At 60.7% G+C, this 19,048-nt stretch carries 18 protein-coding genes; 8 read left to right on the top strand and 10 right to left on the bottom strand.

All coding sequences use genetic code 11. The annotated features are described in order from the left end of the window. Positions 1 to 254: 254 nt before the first annotated feature. Positions 255 to 1,655 (bottom strand): transglycosylase SLT domain-containing protein, encoded by a 1,401-nt coding sequence (locus BFP96_RS00875; protein ID WP_065935398.1) that lies wholly within the window; start codon positions 1,653 to 1,655, stop codon positions 255 to 257. A 98-nt stretch (positions 1,656 to 1,753) separates the two neighbouring features. Then, positions 1,754 to 2,521, bottom strand: a complete 768-nt coding sequence (gene gloB / locus BFP96_RS00870; protein ID WP_065895370.1) for a hydroxyacylglutathione hydrolase — start codon at positions 2,519 to 2,521, stop codon at positions 1,754 to 1,756. A gap of 65 nt (positions 2,522 to 2,586) precedes the next feature. On the opposite strand from gloB, the gene BFP96_RS00865 reads away from it, so the two are divergent. The 5 genes from BFP96_RS00865 to BFP96_RS00845 all read left to right on the top strand — a co-directional run bounded on the left by BFP96_RS00865 (position 2,587) and on the right by BFP96_RS00845 (position 7,654). Further along, on the top strand, positions 2,587 to 3,345 hold the full coding sequence (locus BFP96_RS00865; protein WP_065885249.1) for a class I SAM-dependent methyltransferase: 759 nt from the start codon (positions 2,587 to 2,589) through the stop codon (positions 3,343 to 3,345). Between the two features lie 30 nt (positions 3,346 to 3,375). Beyond that, positions 3,376 to 3,828, top strand: a complete 453-nt coding sequence (rnhA, locus tag BFP96_RS00860; protein WP_057725161.1) for a ribonuclease HI — start codon at positions 3,376 to 3,378, stop codon at positions 3,826 to 3,828. A gap of 67 nt (positions 3,829 to 3,895) precedes the next feature. Beyond that, positions 3,896 to 4,636 carry a DNA polymerase III subunit epsilon gene (gene dnaQ / locus BFP96_RS00855; RefSeq protein ID WP_163001637.1) on the top strand — a complete coding sequence of 247 codons (741 nt, stop codon included), beginning with the start codon at positions 3,896 to 3,898 and terminating at the stop codon, positions 4,634 to 4,636. Between the two features lie 172 nt (positions 4,637 to 4,808). Then, positions 4,809 to 7,064 (top strand): Orn/Lys/Arg family decarboxylase, encoded by a 2,256-nt coding sequence (locus tag BFP96_RS00850; protein WP_065935397.1) that lies wholly within the window; start codon positions 4,809 to 4,811, stop codon positions 7,062 to 7,064. Positions 7,065 to 7,072: 8 nt separating this feature from the next. Then, a complete protein-coding gene (locus BFP96_RS00845; protein WP_065885252.1) occupies positions 7,073 to 7,654 on the top strand; it encodes a GNAT family N-acetyltransferase in 582 nt (193 codons plus the stop codon). A gap of 8 nt (positions 7,655 to 7,662) precedes the next feature. On the opposite strand, the gene BFP96_RS00840 is transcribed toward BFP96_RS00845, so the two are convergent. After that, positions 7,663 to 8,571, bottom strand: coding sequence for a LysR substrate-binding domain-containing protein (locus BFP96_RS00840; RefSeq protein ID WP_065895374.1), 909 nt, complete (start codon positions 8,569 to 8,571; stop codon positions 7,663 to 7,665). Between the two features lie 182 nt (positions 8,572 to 8,753). Here BFP96_RS00840 and BFP96_RS00835 point away from each other — a divergent pair, with 182 nt between their 5' ends. After that, positions 8,754 to 9,092: a hypothetical protein gene (locus BFP96_RS00835; RefSeq protein WP_065895440.1), complete on the top strand. Its 339-nt coding sequence runs from the start codon at positions 8,754 to 8,756 to the stop codon at positions 9,090 to 9,092. Between the two features lie 48 nt (positions 9,093 to 9,140). Here BFP96_RS00835 and BFP96_RS00830 read toward each other — a convergent pair whose 3' ends face one another. Then, entirely contained in the window at positions 9,141 to 9,377 is a 237-nt protein-coding gene (locus BFP96_RS00830) for a hypothetical protein (RefSeq protein WP_065885254.1), read from the bottom strand. Between the two features lie 226 nt (positions 9,378 to 9,603). Here BFP96_RS00830 and BFP96_RS00825 point away from each other — a divergent pair, with 226 nt between their 5' ends. Beyond that, on the top strand, positions 9,604 to 10,161 hold the full coding sequence (locus BFP96_RS00825) for an NADPH-dependent FMN reductase (RefSeq protein ID WP_065885255.1): 558 nt from the start codon (positions 9,604 to 9,606) through the stop codon (positions 10,159 to 10,161). Positions 10,162 to 10,212: 51 nt separating this feature from the next. Here the strand turns inward: BFP96_RS00825 and poxB are convergent, their stop codons facing one another. Then, positions 10,213 to 11,937 carry a ubiquinone-dependent pyruvate dehydrogenase gene (poxB, locus tag BFP96_RS00820; RefSeq protein ID WP_065935396.1) on the bottom strand — a complete coding sequence of 575 codons (1,725 nt, stop codon included), beginning with the start codon at positions 11,935 to 11,937 and terminating at the stop codon, positions 10,213 to 10,215. A 78-nt stretch (positions 11,938 to 12,015) separates the two neighbouring features. Beyond that, positions 12,016 to 13,248, bottom strand: a complete 1,233-nt coding sequence (locus BFP96_RS00815; protein WP_065897048.1) for an NADH:flavin oxidoreductase/NADH oxidase family protein — start codon at positions 13,246 to 13,248, stop codon at positions 12,016 to 12,018. 71 nt (positions 13,249 to 13,319) lie between these two features. Here BFP96_RS00815 and BFP96_RS00810 point away from each other — a divergent pair, with 71 nt between their 5' ends. Next, positions 13,320 to 13,727 carry a MerR family transcriptional regulator gene (locus tag BFP96_RS00810; RefSeq protein ID WP_065895377.1) on the top strand — a complete coding sequence of 136 codons (408 nt, stop codon included), beginning with the start codon at positions 13,320 to 13,322 and terminating at the stop codon, positions 13,725 to 13,727. A 103-nt stretch (positions 13,728 to 13,830) separates the two neighbouring features. Here the strand turns inward: BFP96_RS00810 and BFP96_RS00805 are convergent, their stop codons facing one another. From BFP96_RS00805 to BFP96_RS00790, 4 genes are all read right to left on the bottom strand, one after another. Further along, positions 13,831 to 14,325, bottom strand: coding sequence for a DUF934 domain-containing protein (locus tag BFP96_RS00805; RefSeq protein ID WP_065885257.1), 495 nt, complete (start codon positions 14,323 to 14,325; stop codon positions 13,831 to 13,833). Continuing rightward, entirely contained in the window at positions 14,309 to 15,967 is a 1,659-nt protein-coding gene (locus tag BFP96_RS00800) for a nitrite/sulfite reductase (RefSeq protein ID WP_057011146.1), read from the bottom strand. The genes BFP96_RS00805 and BFP96_RS00800 overlap by 17 nt, the downstream gene beginning before the upstream one ends. 384 nt (positions 15,968 to 16,351) lie before the next feature. Continuing rightward, complete coding sequence (locus BFP96_RS00795; RefSeq protein WP_065885258.1) at positions 16,352 to 16,570, bottom strand: DUF2970 domain-containing protein; 219 nt, start codon at positions 16,568 to 16,570, stop codon at positions 16,352 to 16,354. A 54-nt stretch (positions 16,571 to 16,624) separates the two neighbouring features. After that, entirely contained in the window at positions 16,625 to 18,847 is a 2,223-nt protein-coding gene (locus BFP96_RS00790) for a hypothetical protein (RefSeq protein ID WP_218188732.1), read from the bottom strand. Between the last annotated feature and the right edge of the window lie 201 nt (positions 18,848 to 19,048).

The following is a 19,048-nucleotide window of genomic DNA, read 5'->3' as shown; positions in this document are numbered from 1 at the left end:
GTCCTGCCGGGTTGCCCACGGATTCAAGCCTGCGTTCGGCCAGCGTGGTTTAACGGGGCGCCTGAGATCAAGATCAAAAGCCAGATCAAGAGCGACTCGCTTCGCATCGTGGTTACCGTCGGCTGCTACGGTCTGAAACGTTGTGTAGATACCTATGCCCCGATAGCAGGCAGCCAGACAGCGATGTGTAAGCTGACCCACCGCAATCGGGGGCAAGCCCCCTCCCACATGAGTTCCTCGGTGTTTCTGAGGCCTCAGCGCGGCCCCGACACCACCAGCATCTGCCCGGGCTTCAATGCCTGGCCGGTACGCGGGTTCCAGCGCTTGAGGTGTTGCATCTCGACATTGAAGCGCTTGGCGACCATGTACAGCGAGTCGCCTTTCTTGACCTTGTACTGCACCGGCTTTTTCGCGGCGGCTTTGCGCGTGTCCTGCATCACCAGGGTCTGGCCGACCTTGAGCGCCTGGCCGTTGAGCTTGTTCCAACGCTGCAGGTCGTGCACATCGACCTTGTTGGCCTTGGCGATCAGCGTGAGGTTGTCGCCGGTGCGCACCTTGTAGCTGCGGGTACGCCCGGCAACCGTCTTGGTCTCGACTTCGTCGAACACCGGCTTTTTCGGGCGCATGCTCAACAACTCGTCGGGCTTCATCATCGACAGGGTGCTGGTGAGCAGTTGCGCCTTGGAGGTGGGCACCAGCAGATGCTGGGGGCCGTCCAGGGTGGTGCGTTGTTTCAGGGCCGGGTTGAGCTGGAACAGCTCGTCTTCATCGATTTCCGCCAGCGCGGCGACCCGGGACAGGTCCATGCTTTGCTTGACTTCAACCACTTCGAAATACGGCGTGTTGGCGATCGGGTTCAGGTTGACGCCATAGGCCTCGGGTGCCAGCACCACCTGGGACAGCGCCAGGAATTTGGGCACGTAGTCCTTGGTTTCCTGGGGCAGGGGCAGGTTCCAGTAGTCTGTCGGCAGGCCAAGCTTCTCGTTGCGCTCGATGGCCCGACTGACCGTACCTTCACCGGCATTGTAGGCCGCCAAGGCCAGCAGCCAGTCACCGTTGAACATGTCATGCAGACGGGTCAGGTAGTCCAGGGCGGCGGTAGTGGAGGCGGTGATATCGCGGCGGCCATCGTAGGCGCGGGTCTGGCGCAGGTTGAAGTAGCGCCCGGTGGAAGGGATGAACTGCCACAGGCCGACCGCATCGCTGCGCGAATAGGCCATTGGGTTGTAGGCACTTTCAATCACCGGCAGCAGCGCCAGTTCCAGCGGCATGTTGCGCTCTTCAAGGCGCTCGACGATGTAATGAATGTAGAGGCTGCCGCGTTCCCCGGCGTTCTCCAGGAAGGACGGGTTGCTGGCGAACCACAGGCGCTGTTGCTCGATGCGCGGGTTGACGCCGACGCCGTCCTGCAATTGAAAGCCCCGACGCATGCGTTCCCAGACATCCTGGGGCACTTCGGGGCTGGGCTTCTCTGAAAGCCAGATAGGTTTTTGCTTGATCTTGGCAGCAAGATTGGGTTTGGGTTGCACGGTGGATTGTGCAGCGTAATGAGTCGATTGGCAGCCCGCCAGAGTTGCGGAAACGGCCACCGCCACGGCTTGAGCCAGGCGGGTCAATGCGTCTGAAGAAATGGATTTACGAATAGATGACGACATTGGCTGGAAGTAAGTTCCGGGCAAAAATGTCGGGCGATTCTAGAAAGCGCTTTGGTTCCGGTCAACCATTCAGAAATTTCGTATCAGATCGCTTCGGCTTAGAACTTATCTTTCCAGGCCCTCAAGCTAGCAAACACCTCGGCCCCAGAGCGGTTGTCGCGTCCATTCCGTTCGTCCGCTTTTTGTTTAACGGATGTTTCAGAGGTGCGCAGGAAAGGGTTAGTGCGTTTTTCAAGCGCCAGGTTAGACGGCAGCGTCATCTCGCCACGCGCCCGCAACTGAGCGACTTGCGCAACCCGCTCAGCGATGTCGGTGTTATGCGGTTCCACGGCTTGGGCAAACTTGAGGTTACTTTGTGTGTATTCGTGGGTGCAGTACACCAGGGTGTCAGCGGGCAGGGCGGCCAGGCGCTCAAGCGAGGTATGCATCTGCTCCGGCGTGCCTTCGAACAGGCGACCGCAACCGGCGGCAAACAGCGTGTCGCCACACAACAACACGCCTTGATGGTAATAAGCGATGTGGCCGAGGGTGTGGCCGGGCACTGCGTATACGGCGAAGTCCAGGCCGAGCACGGTGATGCGGTCGTTGTCCTGCAAGTCGACGTCCCTGGCCGGGATGTTTTCGTTCGCGGGGCCGTAGACCTTGGCGCCGGTGAGTTTTTTGAGTTGCTCGACACCGCCGACATGATCATGGTGATGGTGAGTGACCAGGATGTCGCCGAGTACCCAGGAAGGGTTCTGCTCAAGCCAGGCGATGACCGGCGCGGCGTCACCGGGATCGACCACGGCGCAACGTCGGGTTTGCTCATCCTGTAACAACCAGATGTAGTTATCGGTGAAGGCGGGCAGGGCACTGATCTGTATCATTCTTCGATTCGCCAAGCTGAACACATTGGTGCATCTTAGAACGTCTAGGCGAATTGGAGAATGCAATGACTGATAAAGCGTTCGCCCAGGCCGATCCCGAGTGGCTGGCTCTGATCGGTGCCGCCCGCGAATGGCTGTCCGGGCCGCTGGGGCAATTGCTGCTGGATGAAGAGCGGCGCATGCTCGAAGACGAGCTGGGCCGGTTCTTCGGCGGCTACCTGGTGCATTACGGCCCCTCGGCCGATTCGCCACCGAGCGCCCCGCAGGTACAACGCAATGTACGCCTGGGGGCGCCGTTGCCGGGCGTGGAAATCGTCTGCGAGGAGCAGGCCTGGCCGTTGAGCGAACACGCCGCCGATGTGGTGGTGTTGCAGCACGGCCTGGATTTCTGCCTGTCTCCCCACGGTTTGTTGCGCGAAGCCGCGAGCAGCGTGCGCCCGGGTGGCCATTTGCTGATTATTGGCATCAACCCCTGGAGCAGTTGGGGCCTGCGCCACCTGTTCGCCCATGACGGTTTGCGCCAGGCGCGTTGCATTGCGCCTTCGCGGGTCGGCGACTGGTTGAACCTGCTGGGCTTCGCGCTGGAGAAACGCCGCTTCGGGTGCTATCGTCCGCCGCTTGCGTCCGCCAAGTGGCAGGGCCGCCTCGCTGGCTGGGAACGCCGCGCAGGCGCCTGGCAACTGTCGGGTGGCGGCTTCTATTTATTGGTGGCACGCAAGATCGTGGTCGGCCTGCGCCCGGTGCAGCAAGTGCGCCGCGAACCGCTCGGCAAGCTGGTGCCAATGCCGCTGGCCAAGGTCAACCGCGAACAACGTCAACCGTAAAACCTCATTTTGATTCAGGCCGAATAACCGATGACCGATAGTGTAGAACTCTTCACCGATGGCGCCTGCAAGGGCAACCCCGGCCCCGGCGGCTGGGGCGCATTGCTGGTGTGCAAGGGCGTGGAGAAGGAGTTGTGGGGCGGCGAAGCCAATACCACCAACAACCGCATGGAGCTGATGGGCGCCATTCGCGGCCTCGAAGAGCTCAAGCGGCGCTGCAACGTCCTGCTGGTGACCGACTCGCAGTATGTGATGAAGGGCATCAACGAGTGGATGGTCAACTGGAAGAAGCGCGGTTGGAAAACGGCGTCCAAGGAGCCGGTCAAGAATGCCGACCTGTGGCAATTGCTCGATGAGCAATGCAACCGCCATGACATCACCTGGAAATGGGTGCGCGGGCATATCGGCCATCCAGGCAACGAGCGTGCCGACCAACTGGCCAACCGTGGCGTGGATGAAGTGCGCGGCTACAAGCAGAGCTGATGCCGGCTGACGTGTTAACATCGCGCCCTTTGATCTACACACCGTTGAGAGCTGAACCCTGATGGCCATCCGATCCGTTGTACTCGATACCGAAACCACCGGCATGCCGGTGACCGATGGTCACCGGATCATCGAAATCGGTTGTGTCGAACTGATGGGGCGCCGCCTGACCGGTCGTCACTTCCACGTCTACCTGCAACCGGACCGCGACAGTGACGAAGGCGCGATCGGCGTCCACGGCATCACCGACGAATTCCTCAAGGGCAAGCCGCGCTTTGCCGAAGTGGCCGATGAGTTTTTCGAGTTCATCAACGGCGCCCAACTGATCATCCATAACGCGGCGTTCGACGTCGGCTTCATCAATAATGAATTTGCCCTGATGGGGCAAATGGACCGAGCGGATATTTCCCGGCACTGCTCGATCCTCGACACCTTGATGATGGCCCGCGAGCGTCACCCCGGCCAACGCAACAGCCTTGATGCCTTGTGCAAGCGTTATGGTGTCGACAACTCCGGGCGTGAACTGCACGGCGCCTTGCTCGACTCCGAGATCCTGGCTGACGTTTACCTGACCATGACCGGTGGGCAGACCAGCCTGTCGCTGGCCGGTAATGCAACCGATGGCAGCGGTTCGGCGGAAGGCTCGGGCAATCGCCCCTCGGAGATCCGTCGCCTGCCGGCAGACCGCAGGCCCACGCCTGTCATCCGAGCCAGCGAGCAGGATCTGGCCGAGCACGTCGCGCGGTTGGAAGCGATTGCCAAGGCGGCCGGCGCACCAGCATTGTGGACCCAACTGACGCAACAGTAATCCTGGCACCCTACGATCGTTCCCACGCTCTGCGTGGGAATGCCGCCTTGGACGCTCTGCGTCCGCTCTTGACGGCATCAACAGTTGATCCCCACTGTCTTCGAAATCTTCATTCGCCACATTCGCTTCCAGCCTCTACCCTGAGTGCAAGCCCTCAGGAGTAGGCGCGCTCATGTACAAAGACCTGAAGTTTCCCGTCCTTATCGTGCACCGTGACATCAAGGCCGACACCGTTGCCGGTGACCGGGTTCGAGGCATCGCCAGGGAGTTGGAGCAGGAGGGCTTCAGTATCTTTTCTGCCGTGGACTACGCCGAAGGGCGGTTGGTAGCGTCCACCCACCATGGCCTGGCTTGCATGCTGATCGCAGCGGAAGGCGCCGGGGAAAACACCCACTTGCTGCAAAACATGGTCGAGCTGATCCGCCTGGCGCGGGTGAGGGCGCCCAACCTGCCGATCTTCGCCTTGGGCGAACAAGTCACCCTGGAAAACGCCCCGGCTGACGCCATGAGCGAACTCAACCAGTTGCGCGGCATTCTGTATCTGTTCGAAGACACCGTGCCGTTTCTGGCGCGCCAGGTCGCCCGCGCTGCGCGCACCTACCTCGATGGCCTGCTGCCGCCGTTCTTCAAGGCCCTGGTGCAACACACCGCCGACTCCAATTACTCATGGCATACCCCGGGCCACGGCGGTGGCGTGGCCTATCGCAAAAGCCCGGTGGGGCAGGCGTTTCATCAGTTCTTCGGGGAGAACACCCTGCGCTCGGACCTGTCTGTTTCCGTCCCGGAACTGGGCTCGCTGCTCGATCACACCGGGCCGCTGGCCGAAGCCGAAGCCCGCGCCGCCCGCAACTTTGGGGCCGACCATACGTTCTTCGTGATCAACGGCACCTCCACCGCCAACAAAATTGTCTGGCATTCCATGGTGGGCCGCGACGATCTGGTATTGGTGGACCGCAACTGCCACAAGTCGGTGCTGCATTCGATCATCATGACCGGCGCGATCCCGTTGTACCTGTGCCCGGAGCGCAACGAACTGGGGATCATCGGCCCCATCCCCTTGAGTGAGTTCAGCCCCGAATCGATCCGCGCCAAGATCGACGCCAGCCCGCTGGCCCGGGGCCGCCCGGCGAAGGTCAAGCTGGCGGTGGTGACCAATTCCACCTACGACGGCCTGTGCTACAACGCCGAACTGATCAAGCAGCAATTGGGCAACAGTGTGGAGGTGCTGCACTTCGATGAGGCCTGGTACGCCTATGCGGCGTTCCACGAGTTTTTCGCCGGGCGCTATGGCATGGGCACGTTGCGTACGCCGGACAGCCCCTTGGTGTTCACCACGCACTCCACCCACAAATTGCTGGCGGCCTTCAGTCAGGCATCGATGATCCATGTGCAGGATGGCGGTGCGCGGCAGCTGGACCGCGACCGTTTCAACGAAGCGTTCATGATGCATATCTCCACGTCGCCGCAGTACAGCATCATCGCCTCGCTGGACGTTGCGTCGGCGATGATGGAAGGGCCGGCGGGTCGCTCGCTGTTGCAGGAAATGTTCGACGAGGCCCTTAGTTTCCGCCGTGCACTGGCCAATCTGCGTCAGCATATCGCCGCCGATGATTGGTGGTTTTCCATCTGGCAGCCACCCTCGGTGGCCGGTATCGACCGGGTCGCCACGGCTGACTGGCTGCTGCACCCCCAGGACGACTGGCATGGTTTCGGCGACGTGGCTGAAGATTATGTGTTGCTGGACCCGATCAAGGTCACGCTGGTGATGCCCGGCCTCAACGCCGGTGGCGCCTTGAGCGATTGCGGGATTCCCGCCGCCGTGGTCAGCAAGTTCCTCTGGGAGCGCGGCCTGGTGGTGGAGAAGACCGGGCTGTATTCTTTCCTGGTGTTGTTTTCGATGGGCATCACCAAAGGCAAGTGGAGTACTTTGCTCACCGAGTTGCTGGAGTTCAAGCGCAGCTATGATGGGAATACCAGCCTGGCCAGTTGCCTGCCTTCGGTCTATGCCCAGGGTCCGGTCCGTTATCAAGGCCTGGGGTTGCGCGATCTGTGCAACCAGTTGCACAGTTGCTATCGCAGCAATGCGACAGCCCGGCACCTCAAGTGTATGTACACGGTGTTGCCGCAGATCGCGATGAAGCCGGCCGACGCCTACGATCAGTTGGTCAGGGGGGAAGTGGAAGCCGTTTCCATCGATGCCTTGCCAGGACGCATCGCAGCCGTGATGCTGGTGCCCTATCCGCCGGGCATCCCGTTGATCATGCCGGGCGAGCGCTTTACCGAGTCAACGCGTTCGATCGTCGATTACCTGGCGTTCGCCCGCACGTTCGATAGCAGTTTCCCCGGCTTTGTCGCTGATGTGCATGGGCTGCAACATGAAGATGACGGCAGTGGTCGTTGTTACACCGTCGACTGCATCAAAGGTTAAGGAACGTTATGCAAGCTGTCATGAACCCGAAGTATCCAGGGCTCAGTGTGCGCGTCGCCGATGAAGGCTTCGACGCTTATGTATGGGGCAATGACTTCAGTTTCGAGGTCAGTGCCTATGGTGTGCCGCAGATGGACAAGCGCGTCGATCAGTGGCCGCTGGAGCGCATCCTGCCGTACCGCAAGTGCTACGGCATCGACCCGGAAGAATTCGCCAGCTTTCGCAACGCGCCCGACAGCGCGATCTTCATGGCCTATCTGGATGATCGCGCCGTCGGGCACGTCGTGGTCAGTACCAACTGGAACGGCTTCGCCCACGTTGACGAGCTGGCGGTGGCGCTGCCTGCACGGCGTCACGGCGTCGCCAAGGCGCTGTTGGATGTGGCGCAGTTCTGGGCACGCAAGAAAAACCTGCCGGGCATGATGCTTGAAACCCAGAACAACAACCTTGGTGCCTGTCGCCTGTATGAGCGTAGCGGGTATGTCATGGGGGGCATCGATCAACTGCGCTATCGCGGGATCGACCCGCAAACCCGTGAAGTGGCGATTTTCTGGTATCGGCTGTTCAAGACTGAAGTCAGCTCGATCTGAGGCGGCGTCTACGCGGGTTTCATGTCGTTGGACAGCAGGTTTTCGGCCTTCTCGGTTACGATCTCCAGCAATGCGCTCAGGGCCGGTGACGGGGCTGCGCCGTGCAGGGTCAGTGCATACAGGTTGACACTGATCGGTGGTGAAATCGGGCACACATCCAGCCCCGCGTCCCGTGCACCGAAGGCGGTGAACGGATCGACCACCGCCAGGCCTTCGCCTGCCTCGACCATGCTGCGCATCATCTGGTACGTCTGCACCCGCGTTTGCACCACCGGCAGCGGGCGCAGGGCTTGCAGTTTGGCGTCCAGCAGGCGGCTCAACGGGTCCTGGCCCTCCAGGCCAATCATCGACTGCCCCGCCAGATCCTGCAGCGCGATGTACTTCTGCCTGGGTTTGAGCCAGCCATGGGGGGCGAGCAATTGCAGTTTGCCCTGGGCCAGTACGCTGCCTTGAATGTGCGGGTGCTCCGGATCGTGCAGGCTCAGGCCCACATCGGTTTCATGCAGCAACAGGCTGCGCACGATTTCCCGGGTCGGCTGGCTCGACAGGTTGCACGGCGTGTCCTGGAAGCGTCGGCGCAGCAGGGCGATGCTCTGTGGCAACAACTGGTTTGCCAGCGGCGGGGTGCACAGCACACGCAAGGTCGGCGCGTGATGGTGTTTCAAGCGGCTGGCCAGGCGCTGCAGCGGCTCAAGCGCGTCGTAGAGGGGCGCGATCTGCGTCTGCAACTCCAGGGTTTCACGGGTGGCTTGCAGGCGCCCGCGGACACTGGCAAACAGCATGAAGCCCAGTTGCAGCTCGGCATCCCTGAGGGTGGCGTCTACCTCGCCCACGGGCAGTTGCAGCCACTCGGCGGCCGTGCCGAGGTGCCCGGTCTGCAAGATGGCCTGAATCACTTCGATATGACGTAAACGCATGGCCGGAGTCTATGTGCAGCGCGTTGGGGATTCAATGGCGCAGGCCTTTGTGCGCAAAAAAGACTGCGAGCGTCGCCCCGGTCTATGGCGTTGCGCCACGACCCTACTAGAATGCGGTGTCTGATCAGCAACGACCAATGCCGGTGACCCGGTACTTACAACAAAAACAGGTCTGGTCTCAAATGCCTCTACCCTCGACGCTCTTCGGGGTAACGGCCAAGCAACTCCTGGTCCTGGTGACCGTGGGGTGCATGGCGGCTTACTTCTTCAATAATCACGCCGAATACGCACCGGAGGACCTCGCACTTGAAGCGTTTATTCGCTCCCAGGAACAGGTCGGCGAGCAGGTGGGCGCCGTGCTGGGTATCACGTTGATCAGGCAGGTGCAGGCCTATCCCGCTTACGACCGGCCGGGCTACACGCGCTCGATGTATGCGGTTGAGGGGGAGAGGGGGCAGGTGGTGGTAACGCTCAAGCAAGGTGAGCAGGGCATTGAGGTGACGCAAATCCATAGCCCGTAGCTTCCCCGGCCCAGTCGCCTGGACCGGGCAGGAGGTCAGGGCCTAGTCTTATGAGGCGAGGGTGGTCTTCGATTCGCGTACGAGGATGGTGCCCGACTGAACCAATCGGAACTCATCACCCTCCAGCTTCTCCATCCGGTCGCCAATGGCCAGCTTGTAGGTGGTGGTAGGCGCCGAGCCAGCCAGGTCGCCGTGCGCCGGGTTGGATTCCTGGAACTCATGCACCGAATACACGCGGCCTTCCGCGTCTCTGGCATGAAACTGTCCGACTAGTACTGCTGCCATCTGTTTAGAACCTCTGGAGATAAACGCTCGATTTGCGGTTCTGTAGACCGTCAGGGAGCGGGGTAGTTTACCTATAAGAAAAAAATACTATTCGTTTAACGTTTCAGATATTTCCCACACATGGGATTGCGCATCAACGTGTGCGGCATTCTCAAAACCCGCTGGTGCACGCGCGATGAAATCTTTATAACTACAGGCTCCTTTAGTCAGACGTCGGGAAACCTCAATGAGCAAGGTCTACACGATTGCCGTCCTGGTTGGCAGCTTGAGAAAAGACTCGATCAACCGCAAAGTCGCCTTGGCACTGGCCGAGCTGGCGCCGGCCAACCTGAAGCTGAACATTGTTGAAATTGGCGATTTGCCGCTCTACAACGAGGACATAGACGGGCCAGGCGCGCCGCAAGCCTACAGCACTTTCCGTCAACAGGTGAGTTCATCCGACGCGGTGTTGTTCGTGACGCCCGAATACAACCGTTCCGTGCCGGCGCCGTTGAAGAATGCCATCGATGTCGGGTCCCGCCCGTATGGGCAGAGTGCCTGGAGCGGCAAGCCCGGCGCGATCATCAGCGTATCGCCAGGCGCCATTGGTGGCTTTGGTGCCAACCATCACCTGCGCCAGTCCCTGGTGTTTCTTGATGTGTGGTGCATGCAACAGCCTGAAGCCTACCTGGGCGGAGCGGGCAGCGTGTTCGATGAGGCCGGCAAGCTGTCGGAAAAGACCCGGCCGTTCCTGCAGGCGTTTATCGATGCCTTCGGCAAATGGGTCGAAAAACAACAGGGCTGAATCGGACCATGAGTCCGGGTGCGGGAGGGGTTTGCCCCTCCCGCCGTTGGATCAGCGCAGCCAGTTGGTGCGCGCCAGTTCGATCACTTCATCGCCACGCCCGCTCATTACCGCCTTGAGCATATACAGGCTGAACCCCTTGGCCTGTTCGAGTTTGATCGTCGGCGGCATCACCAACTCCTGGGTGGCCGTCACTACATCTACCAGTACCGGGCCGTTGTGGGCCAGCGCTTGGCGCAGGGCCGGCTCCAGGTCTTCGGATTGCTCCACGCGAATCCCCAGGATTCCCATGGCATTGGACATGGCCGCGAAATCCGGGTTTTTCAGCTCGGTGCCCGTGTCCAGGTAGCCTGCGGCCTTCATCTCCATGGCGACGAAACCCAGTGATGCGTTATTGAACACGATCACTTTGACGGGCAGGTTCAATTGCGCCAGCGAAATGAAGTCCCCCATCAACATGGTGAAACCGCCGTCACCCGACATCGAGATCACCTGCCGACCCGGGAACGCCGCCTGCGCGCCGATGGCCTGGGGCATGGCGTTGGCCATGGAACCGTGGTTGAACGAGCCGATCAGGCGGCGCTTGCCGTTCATCTTCAGGTAGCGCGCGGCCCATACGGTCGGTGAACCGACATCGGCGGTGAAAATCGCATCATCATCGGCCAGCTCGCTGAGCAGGCGTGCTACGTATTGAGGGTGGATCGGTCGATCCGCCTTGGACGGTTGCGCCAGGTCATCCAGGCCCTGGCGCGCTTTCTCGTAATGCTTGAGGGAGGTTTCGAGGAAGCTGCGATCGGTCTTGCGGGTCAGGCGCGGCAACAGCGCGCCGATGGTTTCACTGACATCGGCGGCGATGCCCAGGTCCAGGGTCGCGCGTCGGCCCAGGGCCTGGGGGTCACGGTCAACCTGGATAATTCTGGCGTCGGTCGGATAGAACTGACGGTAAGGAAAGTCGGTGCCGAGCATGATCAGCGTGTCGCAGTCGAGCATCGCGTGGTAGCCGGAGCTGAAACCGATCAGGCCGGTCATGCCCACATCGAATGGGTTATCCCATTCCACATGCTCCTTGCCGCGAAGCGCATGCACCACCGGCGCGCCGAGGGCGTCGGCCAACGCCACTACCTGGTCATGGGCACCGGCGCAACCGCTGCCGCACAGCAGTGTGACTTTCTCGCTGCTCTGGAGCATATCGCTCAAGCGCTGCAAGTCGGCCTCGGCCGGCAATGTGCGCGGTGCATGCAGCGCCGGCCACGGCTTGAGCTTGTCGTCTACCTCCAGCAGCGACACGTCTCCCGGAATCACCACCACCGCCACGCCCCGATTGAGAATCGCCGAACGCATGGCGCGATGCAGCACGTGGGGCATCTGCTCGGGGTTGCTCACCAGCTCGATAAAATGGCTGCATTCCTTGAACAGTTCCTGGGGATGGGTTTCCTGAAAATAATTCAGGCCGATCTCCGAGGACGGAATCTGCGCAGCAATCGCCAGTACCGGCACATGGTTGCGATGGCAGTCGAACAGACCATTGATCAAATGCAGGTTGCCCGGCCCGCAACTGCCGGCACACACGGTCAGCTCACCGGTGGCGGCGGCCTCGGCGCCGGCGGCGAACGCGGCCACTTCTTCGTGGCGCACATGCATCCACTCGATGCTGTCCATGCTGCGCAGGGCGTCGGTGAGCCCATTGAGACTATCGCCGGTCAGGCCCCAGATGCGCTTGATACCCGCCTGTTCAAGGGTGGTCGCCAACTGCTGGGCCAGGTTGATTTTCGCCATGAAGCACTCCAATCGTCAGTGAGGTTGAAAAACTGCTGATCAGTAGGGGACAGTTCAATCACGGCGAATGCTCCGCGTTTAATGTGAAGATTGCGTCATGCTCGCGCGGTACTGCCGCGTACGCCGGGCCGTAAACCACTGGTCACACACCAGCGCCAGCCACGGAGCGGCCTTGGCGTTGGGCAGGCGCCCGCGGCTCAGGCGGCGCATCTGGTCGCGCACCAGGGCAAGGGTGGCGAGGGCGGCCAAGGGTTTGCGTTTCCAGTCGATGGGTTTGAGCTGCGGGTTGAGGTCGCGGCCCTCGCGCCAGTGTTTGATCAGTTGCGGCTCCAGGGTCAGGGCGGTGGCGATGCCGGCCATGGCAATGCCGCTGTCGAGCACGTGTTGCACGACGGGCAGGCGGCGAATACCGCCGGTGACCATCAACGGCATCCTGGCGATCGTGGCCAGTTCCTTGGCGAACTCCAGGAAGTACGCCTCACGGGCCAGGGTACGGCCGTCCCGTGCTTCGCCTTGCATGGCCGGCGCTTCGTAGCTGCCGCCGGACAATTCCAGCAGGTCGATGGGCAGCGGGTTGAGCAGTTCGACCACGGCACGTGCGTCGGCGGCATCGAAACCGCCGCGTTGGAAGTCGGCGGAGTTGAGTTTTACCGCCACGCAAAAGGATGGGCTGACGCTGGCGCGCACGGCGTGGATCACCTCGAGCAGCAGGCGTGCGCGGTTCTCCAGTGAACCGCCCCAGCGGTCGGTGCGATGGTTGCTCAAGGGTGAGAGAAACTGGCTCAACAAATAGCCGTGGGCACCGTGGATCTGTACCCCGGTGAACCCGGCTTTCTCGGCCAGGCGGGCGCTGGTGGCGAAGCGTTGGATCACGTCCTGGATGTCGTCTTCGGTCATGGCCCTGGGCTTGGCGAACATTCTGGAAAAGCTGCCCAGGTCCAGCGCGATGGCAGACGGCGCCAGTGCCTGTTGGCCCAGGTTGGCCATGGTCTGGCGCCCCGGATGGCTGAGCTGCACCCAGAAGTGCACGCCCTTGGCCCGCACTACATCGGCCCATTCGCGGAAGCTGTCCAGGTGTTGCTCGTTTTCCAGCGCAACGCCACCGGGGCCGGTCATGGCACGGCGGTCGATCATAACGTTGCCGGTGAGCAGCAGGCCGGGTTCACCCTCGGCCCAGGTCTTGTACAACTGCTTCAATTCGCGGGAGGGTGCCTGATTCAGATCAGCCATGTTTTCTTCCATCGCCGCCTTGGCGATGCGGTTGGAAATAACCTGGCCGTTGGGCAGTTGCAAAGCTTCAAAAGGTGACATGCGTTGACTCCTGAGCGGGGGAGGCCTCAGGCTAAGCTTAAAGTTAACTTTAATGTCAAGCGGACGTTTCGATGAATATCGGTGAACTGGCAAAACAGAGCGGGTTGGCGGCGTCACGCATCCGCTTTTATGAGGCTGAGGGGTTGATCAGTCAGGTCGGACGCCAGGCCAATGGTTATCGGCGCTATGCCCCTGAGGCGCTGCAGACGCTGCAATTGATCCAGAGCGCGCAGCAGGCCGGCTTTACCTTGCAGGAACTCAAAGCGTTGATGCCCGCGCCGGGGGAGCACAAGCGTGATGAGTTGATCGAGGCATTGGAGCGCAAGGTGGCTCAGATCGAGGTGATGCAGGCGCAGTTGGCTCACAACAAGGCGCAATTATTGGGCGTGATCGAGGCGGTACGGGCGCAGCCGGAAGGCGTGCCTTGCTCCATGGGGCAGAAGCAGGTGCTGGCCTCGATCAAGCTGCCATCCTTGTAGGAGCGAGCTTGCTCGCGAAAAACTCACAGGCACCGCGTTCATTCAGGACGCACGCGTTATCGTTGAGGTTTTTCGCGAGCAAGCTCGCTCCTACAGTTGAGACTCAGCGGCGGCGGAACAGCGGTAGTGGCTCGTCCGTTGCCGCTTGGTACGTCACCGAAAAGTCCTTGAGGCTTTCCAGCGCTTCGTACGGGTCTTTGTCGGCGCGCAAGGCGAAGGCATCGAACCCGCAACGGCGCAGGTAGAACAACTGGTCGCGCAGCACATCGCCAATCGCGCGCAATTCGCCTTTGTACCCATAACGTTCACGCAACAGGCGTGCGTTTGAGTAGTTGCGCCCGTCGGTGAAGGCCGGGAAGTTCAGGGCGATGACCTGGAAATGCTCGACGTCTTCACCGATTTCTTCGGCTTCTTCATCGGCATCCAGCCACACGCCCAGGCCGCCGTCGCGGGCCTTGAGGGCGTGGCCGTGTTCGCGCCACAGCGCCAACGGTACGATCAGGTCGTCGCAGTTGGAGATGCCGTCGAAGCTCGCGTCCTTGGGCAGCAGGTGCCAGGTTTCGTCGAGGACTTCGTTGTTCTTAATGATTCGCTGCATAGACGCGCTCCTTGAACAGGTCAATGCCGATGCGCTGGTAGGTGTCGATGAAACGCTCATCTTCGGTGCGCTGTTCGATGTAGACGTCGATCAGCTTGCCGATCACCTCGGGCATGGCTTCCTGGGCGAAGGATGGGCCGAGGATCTTGCCCAGGCTCGCATCGCGGCTGGCGCTGCCACCCAGGGACACTTGGTAGAATTCTTCGCCTTTCTTGTCCACGCCCAGGATGCCGATGTGTCCGACGTGGTGGTGACCACAGGCGTTCATGCAACCGGAAATGTTCAGGTCCAGCTCGCCGATGTCGAACAAGTAGTCCAGGTCGTCGAAACGGCGCTGGATCGATTCGGCAATCGGGATCGACTTGGCGTTGGCCAGGGAGCAGAAGTCGCCGCCCGGGCAGCAGATGATATCGGTCAGCAGGCCGATGTTCGGCGTGGCAAAACCGCCTTCGCGCAGCTCGCCCCACAGGGTGAACAATTGGCTCTGCTCGACGTCGGCAAGAATGATGTTCTGCTCGTGAGAGGTGCGCAGTTGGCCGAAGCTGTAGCGCTCGGCCAGGTCGGCGACGGCGTCCAGTTGCTTGTCGGTGATGTCACCTGGCGCAACCCCGGTGGGCTTGAGCGACAGGGTAACCGCCACATAGCCCGGCTTCTTGTGCGCCAGGGTGTTGCGCGTACGCCAGCGGGCAAAGCCCGGATGCTGTTGGTCGAGTGCGGCCAGCTCGGCGTCCTGGTTGGCCAAAGCCTTATACTCAGGGTCGACGAAATGCTTGGCGACGCGGTGTACTTCGGCTTCGGTCAGGGTGGTCTGGCCGCCGCGCAGGTGTTCCATCTCGGCATCGACCTTTTGCGCGAAAACCTCAGGGGTCAGCGCCTTGACCAGGATCTTAATCCGGGCCTTGTATTTGTTGTCACGACGACCATAGCGGTTGTAGACCCGCAGGATGGCATCGAGGTAGCTCAACAGGTCCTGCCACGGCAGGAACTCGTTGATGAACGCACCGACCACCGGCGTACGGCCCAGGCCACCGCCGACCAGTACTCGGAAACCCAGCTCGCCGGCAGCGTTGTGCACCGGCTCCAGGCCGATATCGTGCACTTCGATGGCGGCGCGGTCCGAGGTCGAGCCATTGATGGCGATCTTGAACTTGCGCGGCAGGTAGGCGAACTCAGGGTGGAAGGTAGTCCACTGGCGCACGATTTCGCACCACGGCCGTGGATCGATCAACTCGTCGGCAGCGACGCCGGCAAATTGGTCGGTGGTCACGTTGCGCAGGCAGTTACCGCTGGTCTGAATGGCGTGCATTTGCACAGTGGCCAGTTCAGCCAGGATGTCCGGCACGTCTTCCAGGGCCGGCCAGTTGAACTGCACGTTCTGCCGGGTGCTGATGTGGGCATAGCCTTTGTCGAAGTCGCGGGCGATCTTGGCCATCATTCGCGTCTGGCGCGAGGTCAGCTGGCCATAAGGCACGGCCACCCGCAGCATCGGCGCAAAGCGCTGAACATAAAGGCCATTTTGCAGGCGCAGAGGGCGGAACTCTTCTTCGCTCAGTTCACCTGCTAAGTAGCGTCGGGTCTGATCACGGAACTGCTTGACGCGGTCCTCGATGATGCGCTGATCGTATTCGTCGTATACGTACATATAGGTCCTGTTCTCGGCAAATCTGCGCGCACGGCCGCGCACTCCCAACGGAGCCGGCGCACGATACCAGTTTGCGTATATGCGCAAAAGTGATGTTTGGGTATATGTAAATAACCAAACTGACTAATGAGAACCGTTATCACGATACCCACATTTGTCATGCGGGCAATCATGATCTTTACTGTCGTTGAGCCGTGATGCAATCACCTATAAAACCGACAAGAGGCGATGCGATGAGCAATTCCACCAAAGTGCGTAAACCTGACAGTACCGTGGATGCGTGGGCGATTTTGTTCCTGATCATCCTGGTGGTCGGAACCGCCGTGTTCTGGGTCAGCCACCAGTGAACAGGGGGCGTTGACCGCGCTGCACGTGGCCGCTGCATCACACCCCGGCGAAGTGCAGCACCAGCTTGACGATACCGAACAAGGTCAAGGCAAATACCAGCGTGAACAGAATGCCCAGCCCTACAAAATGGCTGGGCTTGCCGTGGGTGAAATCGCGGGCGCGGTTCTTGCCGCTCTGCACACCGAACGCCGCCGCGACCACGCTGTGCAGCATCTGCCAGAAGGTGGGTGGTTTGTTATCGATGGGATCGTCCATATCGCCCTCGTCAGTCAGGTTGTCCTACAGAGCATAGACAATCCCTTGGCTATCTCACGCCAGGACCTCCAGTCCGAGGAACAACTCTCGGTCCAACGGGGCTTTGATCTCGGCTTTATCCAGATTGACCACTGCGCGGTTGTCGGCACGCGCCTGTTCGATCAGTTCGCGGCGCGTAAACCGGCGCTCTGCCTTGGTTTTCAGATGGCCGAAAGTGGGTTCCAGAGGCGATGTGTCGATGGCCGGGTAATGGAAGTGGGCGTACCACAGGTCAGCGTCTTCGAGCGGCATTGCGGCGCGGATTTTGTCCGTGTCGCGGATCGCGTACTCAGTGAGATAGTCACCGGCCAGCAGTCGAAAGCGCTCGCGTCGCAGGTTGATATCGACAAAACCGTGTTTCCACAAATAGGCGACATTGGCAGCTTTCGGGCGCTGCAATTTATACCCTGCGGCGCACGCCTCGCGGGCTTGTAGCATGGCGGCATTGGCTTGCGCCAGATAAGCATCGCGCAGGGTGACAGCCTCTGCGTTGGCGGCGTGGTCACGCAGGAGTTCCTCTGCAAGCGTTTCAAACTTCGCGGCATGCTGGCTCAGCATCACATCCCAGTCGTAGGGGTCGAGGCTCTCGCGTCGGCCGGGCTCCTGAAGCTTGCGTTGTTGGAAGCGAATGCTTGAATCGATACCTGCCCGCTCGTCCCTGACGATTTTTGCCTGCGCTTTGATCGCCTTTAACGTGCGGCTCGCAGGTGCGGCGGGCCTCGGGGCCGGCAGCGCTTGCTCGACGACGTTCCAGACGCCTTCATTGACGTGTTCATGGTAAGTGGCGACGGTTTGCCCGGTGAGCGGGTCCTTGATGTCGATGAAGTTGCCCTCTACACCGGGCTCACTCGGGCGCAAGTCACCCACCAGTGTCTCCCTGTTACGGGTCTTGATAACCCTTCGACTGGTGGGTCTCTGCCGCACCGCCCGGTTGGGGGGGTGCCTGGGGGCAAAGCCTTCTTCAGACAGGATCAACTGGGCCAGTTGCGCTTCCACTGCCGTGCGGGCCACGCCGAACTGTTCCAGAAAGGGGGCCCGATACGGCTCTCGCACAAGCCGGGAACTCATTTCAGCTAACGAGTTGACGGCATTTTCCAGTCGACCGTACTGCTGGAGTGCACCCTTGAGTACGTCAATTTGTTCGGTCGGTGAGTAACCACTTGTGGCTTGTATTTCGGTGTGAGTGAGGATGGCGGTAGTCGCTTGGCGATCGGTGAGTACTGTGAGGAAAGGCCGCTCCTGCGGGTTGCCGGTGTCAAGAGAGCGATCGACTATCAACTCGACAAACGCTAACAGGATATGCTGTTCAATGATGGCCGAAGAAATCGTGTTGCCGGACGTGATTTTGCCCGTGAGTTGATCTCTCAATACCGGACTGGCCTGTTGCAGTATGGCTTCAACTTTTTCGGCGATTGTGAACATTTCATTGAGCGCTTCCAGTCGCTGCGTCGCACCGCTGATGAACGCCTCGTAGGCGCCTGTGATGTGGTCGGGCAGTTCTCTGTCGACCCGCAGCAGTAGTTCAGCGAGGCTTTCGCCGCGAGCGGTTTCCAGCGTGTTTTTGATTTTTTGGTGCAGGCACGAATAAGAAAACAACAAGTGACTGTGAATGTTCTCGGTCGCGATATCTCGTAGCGACTTGTATTGAGTCTGCGTTCTGTCCAGTTCCAGCAGCTCTTTGGCCATGCTCAAGGACTTTTCCTGCGTGGAAATATACGCTTGCGTGTTTTCCTGGTAGTTGTCGAATGCGATGCGCCAAGCGGTGGTGGCGCTTGCCGTCGAATTCTGCCTTTGCTGATGACGGTCGGCGATTCTTGGGCGCAGTGCGGGAAGTAATGTGGGGCTGCCAAGCCTTTGCCAGTCTTCTCTCAAGGCTTGCTTGTGGATTGTCAGTTGATCCTGGGCTTTTTTCACGGCGTCGTTGAACTGTTGCGCGTGTGGCGCCAATGCATTCGCTTCAATATTGAGGGCTGCCAATCCTGAGTTCAGCGCCTCCAATTGTTCGTTGCGTTTTCTTTGCCATTGACTCAACCGCTCTCTGGGCATACCGCCTTCCAGCCTGGCGTGTCGATCCAGCCGCCAATGCCCTCGGCCGTCGCTGATCAGTTTGAAGCCGGGGTGTTGCGGATGCTGTGGGTGCACCAGGTACACCTCGCCGAAACCGGGCACCACGCTGACCTGGAACAACAGGCCGCCGACGCTGGCGTGCCAGAGATTGCCGATACGGTAGAGCCCCATGAGCGGGCCGCTTGCCTGAGCCGTTGGCAGTGACTCGGGCCAGGGCACCTGTATGTCGAGCAACGCCTTGAGCAACTTCGCGCTTGCCTGGGGGCTGGCCAGCGAACGGGTGAAGTCCAGGGTGGTGTGGCCCGTTGCCGGCGGTTCGCCTGGCATCGCCACTGCGCCATGGCGAACCACCGCAGCGCCTGACGGCAGGGG

It is taken from the genome of Pseudomonas sp. 34 E 7, assembly GCF_900005715.1.
In the GTDB taxonomy this organism is placed as follows: domain Bacteria; phylum Pseudomonadota; class Gammaproteobacteria; order Pseudomonadales; family Pseudomonadaceae; genus Aquipseudomonas; species Aquipseudomonas orientalis_A.
Note: the sequence above shows the minus strand (reverse complement) of the source record. Positions and strands in the feature narration are given on the sequence as shown.

Coding starts and splice junctions, on each gene's coding strand:
- BFP96_RS00875 (WP_065935398.1), bottom strand. CDS start 1,655: ATGTCGTCATCTATTCGTAAATCCATTTCTTCAGACGCATTGACCCGC.
- rnhA (WP_057725161.1), top strand. CDS start 3,376: ATGACCGATAGTGTAGAACTCTTCACCGATGGCGCCTGCAAGGGCAAC.
- BFP96_RS00850 (WP_065935397.1), top strand. CDS start 4,809: ATGTACAAAGACCTGAAGTTTCCCGTCCTTATCGTGCACCGTGACATC.
- BFP96_RS00790 (WP_218188732.1), bottom strand. CDS start 18,847: ATGGGGCTCTACCGTATCGGCAATCTCTGGCACGCCAGCGTCGGCGGC.
- BFP96_RS00825 (WP_065885255.1), top strand. CDS start 9,604: ATGAGCAAGGTCTACACGATTGCCGTCCTGGTTGGCAGCTTGAGAAAA.
- BFP96_RS00865 (WP_065885249.1), top strand. CDS start 2,587: ATGACTGATAAAGCGTTCGCCCAGGCCGATCCCGAGTGGCTGGCTCTG.
- poxB (WP_065935396.1), bottom strand. CDS start 11,937: ATGGCGAAAATCAACCTGGCCCAGCAGTTGGCGACCACCCTTGAACAG.
- BFP96_RS00810 (WP_065895377.1), top strand. CDS start 13,320: ATGAATATCGGTGAACTGGCAAAACAGAGCGGGTTGGCGGCGTCACGC.
- BFP96_RS00835 (WP_065895440.1), top strand. CDS start 8,754: ATGCCTCTACCCTCGACGCTCTTCGGGGTAACGGCCAAGCAACTCCTG.
- BFP96_RS00830 (WP_065885254.1), bottom strand. CDS start 9,377: ATGGCAGCAGTACTAGTCGGACAGTTTCATGCCAGAGACGCGGAAGGC.
- gloB (WP_065895370.1), bottom strand. CDS start 2,521: ATGATACAGATCAGTGCCCTGCCCGCCTTCACCGATAACTACATCTGG.
- BFP96_RS00840 (WP_065895374.1), bottom strand. CDS start 8,571: ATGCGTTTACGTCATATCGAAGTGATTCAGGCCATCTTGCAGACCGGG.
- BFP96_RS00800 (WP_057011146.1), bottom strand. CDS start 15,967: ATGTACGTATACGACGAATACGATCAGCGCATCATCGAGGACCGCGTC.
- BFP96_RS00845 (WP_065885252.1), top strand. CDS start 7,073: ATGCAAGCTGTCATGAACCCGAAGTATCCAGGGCTCAGTGTGCGCGTC.
- BFP96_RS00815 (WP_065897048.1), bottom strand. CDS start 13,248: ATGTCACCTTTTGAAGCTTTGCAACTGCCCAACGGCCAGGTTATTTCC.
- BFP96_RS00805 (WP_065885257.1), bottom strand. CDS start 14,325: ATGCAGCGAATCATTAAGAACAACGAAGTCCTCGACGAAACCTGGCAC.
- BFP96_RS00795 (WP_065885258.1), bottom strand. CDS start 16,570: ATGGACGATCCCATCGATAACAAACCACCCACCTTCTGGCAGATGCTG.